Source organism: Xanthomonas sp. D-109, assembly GCF_017746095.1.
Lineage (GTDB): Bacteria > Pseudomonadota > Gammaproteobacteria > Xanthomonadales > Xanthomonadaceae > Xanthomonas_A > Xanthomonas_A sacchari.
The window spans coordinates 1-5,567 of sequence record NZ_JAGHWV010000032.1; the positions used below are offsets into that span (position 1 = coordinate 1).

Annotated in this window: 4 protein-coding genes; 1 reads left to right on the plus strand and 3 read right to left on the minus strand. The window is 70.1% G+C overall.

Translation table 11 applies throughout. The features are described from left to right. Positions 1–90: 90 nt before the first annotated feature. The 3 genes from J7357_RS20735 to J7357_RS20745 form a co-directional block, all read right to left on the minus strand. Positions 91–585 (minus strand): hypothetical protein, encoded by a 495-nt coding sequence (locus J7357_RS20735; protein WP_209249414.1) that lies wholly within the window; start codon positions 583–585, stop codon positions 91–93. A gap of 172 nt (positions 586–757) precedes the next feature. Further along, on the minus strand, positions 758–2,566 hold the full coding sequence (gene recQ, locus J7357_RS20740) for a DNA helicase RecQ (RefSeq protein ID WP_209249415.1): 1,809 nt from the start codon (positions 2,564–2,566) through the stop codon (positions 758–760). Positions 2,567–2,816: 250 nt separating this feature from the next. Then, positions 2,817–3,383 (minus strand): Dps family protein, encoded by a 567-nt coding sequence (locus J7357_RS20745; protein WP_244667714.1) that lies wholly within the window; start codon positions 3,381–3,383, stop codon positions 2,817–2,819. Between the two features lie 93 nt (positions 3,384–3,476). Between J7357_RS20745 and hrpA the strand changes: the two genes are divergently transcribed. Then, on the plus strand, positions 3,477–5,567 hold a 2,091-nt coding region (hrpA, locus tag J7357_RS20750; protein WP_244667715.1), incomplete at its 3' end, for an ATP-dependent RNA helicase HrpA.

Sequence of the window (5,567 nt, forward strand, 5' to 3'; positions counted from 1 at the left end):
TGCATGACAGTTGACTCCTACGAGGTAACGTGCATCGGTTCGACCGTGGCGGGAGCGGCACGTTGGCGCTGCCCTCGCGTCGCACTGTGTTTACCAGCCGAACGGCGGCGGGCCGTACGCGCCAGGATAGTAGCCGCGACCGAATGCCGGGCCATCGCCGCGGCCGACGCTGATGCTGATGCCCATCTGCCGCGGCTTGCCGTCGTCGGTGTAGGAGGTCTTGCACATGTTCAGATTGGCGGCCTGGTAGTTGCTGTTGCCGCCATGCGTGGAATAGCCGATGCCGGTGGAGACGCTGCCGTGCACGTCGCCGTTGCAACGGTCCGCCTGCGCCTGCAGGGCCTCGGCGCGCGCCTGCGCGGCGGCGGCCTTCTGCGCCGAGGCGGAGGTGCCGCTGGTGTCGCCGTAGTAGGTGCCCGGCGGATCGGCCTTGGTGCCGGGATCGGCATAGGTGATCGGCTGCTGCGGCACGCTCAGGTCGAGCTTGCGCTTGGCGGCCTCGCTGTCGCTGGTGGCATCGGCGGTCTGGGCCAGGGCGGGGCCGGCGAGCAGGGTGCAGGCGAGAAGAAGGAGGCTGCGGTTCATCGGGCATCCGCCAGGAGAGAGAGGGCCGGGCGGGGTCGGTGAAACTCCCCGCCATGACGCTGACGCTATCAATACCACGTTGAACCCGGCCTGTCGGCACCGGGAAATTTTCTTGCCGGCGCCGGCCATCTTTCGCGATGCGCCGGCAAGCGGCGCCTCGCACCTGGCGCCGCTAGCCTTGCTGCAGGACGATATCGATCAGTTGCTGGCCGTAGCGGGCCAGCTTGCTGCCGCCGATGCCGCCGACCCGCGCCAGTTCGTCCAGGCTGGTCGGACGCTGCTCGGCGATGTTGCGCAAGGTGCTGTCGTGGAAGATCACGAAGGCCGGCACGTTCTGCTCCTTGGCCAGGCCGGCGCGCAGGTCGCGCAGCGCGTTGAACAGCGGCAGGTCCTGCGCCTGCACCGGCATGCCGGTACGCGGACTGCCGCTGCGGTCGCCGCGTTCGCGGCCGCGGCTGGGCAGTTCGCGGCGCATCATGATCTTGCGTTCGCCCTTGAGCACCTGGCGGCTGGCGTCGGTCAGGCGCAGGCCGCCGTAGGCATCGCTGTCCACTTCCAGCAGGCCGGTGGCGACCAGTTGCCGGAACACGCCGCGCCAGGCGCGCGCGTCCAGGTCCTTGCCGATGCCGTAGGTGCTGAGCTGGTCGTGGCCGAACTGCTTGATCTTCTCGCCCTCGTTGCCGCGCAGGATGTCGATCAGGTGGCCGACGCCGAAGCGCTGGCCGCTGCGGTAGACGCAGCTCAGCGCTTTCTGCACCGCCACGGTGGCGTCCCAGGCGTCGGCCGGCTGCAGGCAGTTGTCGCAGTTGCCGCAGGGTTGCGGATAGGTCTCGCCGAAGCCGGCCAGCAGCACCTGGCGGCGGCACTGCATCGATTCGCAGTAGCCCAGCAACTGGTCCAGCTTGCGCCGTTCCACGCGCTTGCGTTCTTCGCCGGCCTCGCCCTGCTCGATCATCTGCTTGAGCAGCACCACGTCGCCCAGGCCGTAGCACAGCCAGGCCTCGGCGGCCTCGCCGTCGCGGCCGGCGCGGCCGGTCTCCTGGTAGTAGCCCTCCAGCGACTTGGGCAGGTCGGTATGGGCGACGAAGCGCACGTCGGGCTTGTCGATGCCCATGCCGAAGGCGATGGTGGCGCACATCACGATGCCGTCCTCGCGCAGGAAGCGGCGCTGGTTGTCGGCGCGCACCTCGGCCGGCAGGCCGGCGTGGTAGGGCAGGGCGTTCAGGCCCTCGCGGGCCAGGAAGTCGGCGGTTTCCTCGACCTTGCGCCGCGACATGCAGTAGACGATGCCGGCGCTGCCGCGGTGCCCGCGCAGGAAGTCCAGCAGCTGACGCCGCGCGTTGTCCTTCTGCACCACGGTGTAGCGGATGTTGGGGCGGTCGAAGGAGCTGACGAAATGGCGGGCCTGCGCCAGGTCCAGGCGCTCGGCGATCTCGCGCTGGGTCGGCGGGTCGGCGGTGGCGGTGAGGGCGATGCGCGGGGTCTGCGGCCAGCGCTCGTGCAGCACGGTGAGCTGGCGGTATTCGGGGCGGAAGTCGTGGCCCCATTGCGACACGCAGTGCGCCTCGTCGATGGCGAACAGGGCGATGCGGCTGCGCTCGATCAGCGACAGGAAGCGCGGGGTCAGCAGCCGTTCCGGGGCGACGTACAGCAGGTCCAGCTCGCCGGCCAGCAGGGCGCGCTCGACCCGCTGCGCGGTCTCGCCGTCCAGGGTGGAGTTGAGGTATTCGGCGCGCACGCCGAGCTGGCGCAGCGCCTCGACCTGGTCCTGCATCAGCGCGATCAGCGGCGAGATCACGATGCCGGTGCCGTCGCGCAGCAGCGAGGGGATCTGGTAGCACAGCGACTTGCCGCCGCCGGTGGGCATCAGCACCAGCGCGTCATGGCCGGCGGCAACGTGTTCGACGATGTCCTGCTGCAGGCCGCGGAACTGGTCGTAGCCGAAGACGCGGCTGAGCAAGGCGTGGGCGGGGGAAGACATCTGTGTAGGATACCGCGCCGCGCAAGGGCGGTTGCCTTCCTGGTCTGCGCAAGCGCGTGTCAGGCGAACGCGCGCTGGTCTGTAGGTGGCGACTGCCTTGCGGTCGCGGCAGACGAAGCCTGCCGGGGCCGAGATCGAAAGGCGTCGGGACCGACGTCCCTCCCACAGTGCACCCAGCCAACGTCTCGCTCCGCGCGGCGGGGCGCGCGGGCGGCTGGCCCTGCCTGCCGGGCAGGCAGGGCGGCAGCGCTTACTGCAGCAGCGAGCGCAGCATCCAGGCGTATTTCTCGTGGGTCTGCAGGCGCTGGGTCAGCAGGTCCACCGACGGGTCGTCGCCGGCGTCGTCGGCGGTCTTGAGCACCTTGCGCGCGGTGCGGCACACCGCTTCGTTGCCGACCACCAGCTGGCGCACCATCTCGCGCCAGTCGGCGCTGTCGCCGAGGCCTTCCTCTTCCGGGATCGAGGTCAGCGCGGCGTATTCCTTGTACGAACCGGGGGCGTTGAAGCCCAGGGCGCGAATGCGTTCGGCGACGTCGTCCAGCGCCGCCCACTGCTCGGTGTACTGGGTCTCGAACATCAGGTGCAGCGAGTTGAACATCGACCCGGTCACGTTCCAGTGGAAGTTGTGGGTCTTCAGGTACAGGGTGAAGGCGTCGGCCATGTAGTGCGACAGGCCGTCGGCGATCTTCTTGCGATCGCCGCCGCCGATCCCGATATCGATGTTGGGCGCGGACGGCGCCAGGCCGGCCAGCGGCTGGGCGGCGACGGCCTTGCTGGCGGCGTTCTTGGTCTTGCCGGGGGTCTTGTTCTTGGCCATGGGAATTCCTCTTTGGGGGTTACAGACGAGATGGCGTCACAATAGACAGACTAAAGCATGTGCTGTGATTCAACGTTCAATGGCATCCGATTGATGAACGCTATCGAAAAACCTTCCGTGCCGGCACGCCTGCGCGAACGCCGCACCGCGATCGACGGCGCGCTGACCCGCGACCGCGGCCGCCTGCTGGGCCTATGGTCGCGCTGGCAGGCCGCGCCAGGCAATGCCACGCTGGAGACGGCGTTCGAGCAGGCGTTGCAGGCGTCGCAGGCGCGTTGCGCCGCGCGCGCGGCGCAGCAGCCGGCGATCACGCTGGATCCGCAACTGCCGATCGCACGCGAGGCCGAGCGCATCGTCGCGCTGATCCGCGAGCACCAGGTGGTGGTGATCGCCGGCGAGACCGGTTCGGGCAAGACCACGCAGTTGCCGAAGCTGTGCCTGGCCGCCGGACGCGGCGCCGCCGGCATGATCGGCTGCACCCAGCCGCGGCGCATCGCCGCGCGCGCGGTGGCCAGCCGCGTGGCCGAGGAACTGCGCACGCCGGTGGGCGAGACGGTGGGCTTCCAGGTGCGCTTCAACGACCGCGTCGGCGAGCAGACCCGCATCAAGTTCATGACCGACGGCATCCTGCTGGCCGAGATCGCCAGCGACCGCTGGCTGTCCAGCTACGACACGATCATCGTCGACGAGGCGCACGAGCGCAGCCTCAACATCGATTTCCTGCTCGGCTACCTGAAGCAGTTGCTGCGCAAGCGCCCGGATCTGAAGGTCATCGTGACCTCGGCGACGATCGACACCGCGCGCTTCGCCGCGCATTTCGACGATGCGCCGGTGATCAGCGTGGAAGGCCGCACCTATCCGGTGGAAGTGCGCTACAGGCCGCTGGAGGAGGCGGGCGGCGAGGAGGCCGACGCCGACAGTGGCGACAATGCCGGCGACCGCACGGTCAACCAGGCGATCGTGGCGGTGATCGACGAAATCACCCGGCTGGATCCGCGCGGCGACGTGCTGGTGTTCCTGCCCGGCGAGCGCGAGATCCGCGATGCGCACCATGCGCTGGAGCGGCGCAAGTACCGCGAGACCGAGGTGCTGCCGCTGTACGCGCGGCTCTCCAACGCCGACCAGGACCGGGTGTTCAATCCCGGGCCAAAGCGGCGCCTGGTGCTGGCCACCAACGTCGCCGAAACCTCGCTGACGGTGCCGCGCATCCGTTACGTGGTCGATCCCGGCTACGCGCGGGTCAAGCGCTACAGCCCGCGGCAGAAGCTCGACCGCCTGCACATCGAGCCGATCTCGCAGGCCAGCGCCAACCAGCGCAAGGGCCGCTGCGGCCGCATCGCCGAGGGCATCTGCTACCGGCTGTACGCCGAGGCCGATTTCCAGGCGCGGCCGGCGTTCACCGATCCGGAGATCCGCCGCTCCAGCCTGGCCGGGGTGATCCTGCGCATGCTGCAGCTAGGGCTGGGACGGATCGAGGATTTCCCGTTCCTGGAGCCGCCGGACGAGCGTGCGGTGGCCGATGGCTGGCAGCAACTGGTGGAGCTGGGCGCGGTCGGCGAGCCGGACCGCCATGGCCTGCGCAAGCTGACCGAGATCGGCCGCAAGATGGCGCGGCTGCCGGTGGACGTGAAGCTGGCGCGGATGCTGGTGGCGGCGCAGCAGCACGGCTGCCTGCGGCCGATGCTGGTGATCGCCGCGTTCCTGGGCATCCAGGACCCGCGCGAGCGTCCGCCGGAGGCACGCGAGGCCGCCGACAACGCGCATGCCAGGTTCGCCGATGCGCGCTCGGAATTCGTCGGCATCCTGCGCCTGTGGGACGGCTATCGGCAGGCGCACGAGGACCTGACCCAGTCCAAGCTGCGCGACTGGTGCGGACGGCATTTCCTCGGCTTCCTGCGCATGCGCGAGTGGCGCGAACTGCACCGCCAACTGCATCTGCTGTGCGCGGAACTGGGCTGGACCGAGGAGCCGGCAGAAGCCTCCCTGCGGCCCCTGCTGGCCGGCGCTTCCGCGCCCGCGCCGGCGCGCGATGCCGAGACCGCGGCGCGCGCGACCCGCGGGCAGCTGCACCGCGCCGCGCGTCTGGCCCGCGAAGGCCGCGGCACCGGCACGCCGGCCACGCCCGCACCGGCGGCTCCGCCACCGGCGCCCGCCGAGTCGGGCGAGGCGCCGCGCGCCAGCGAA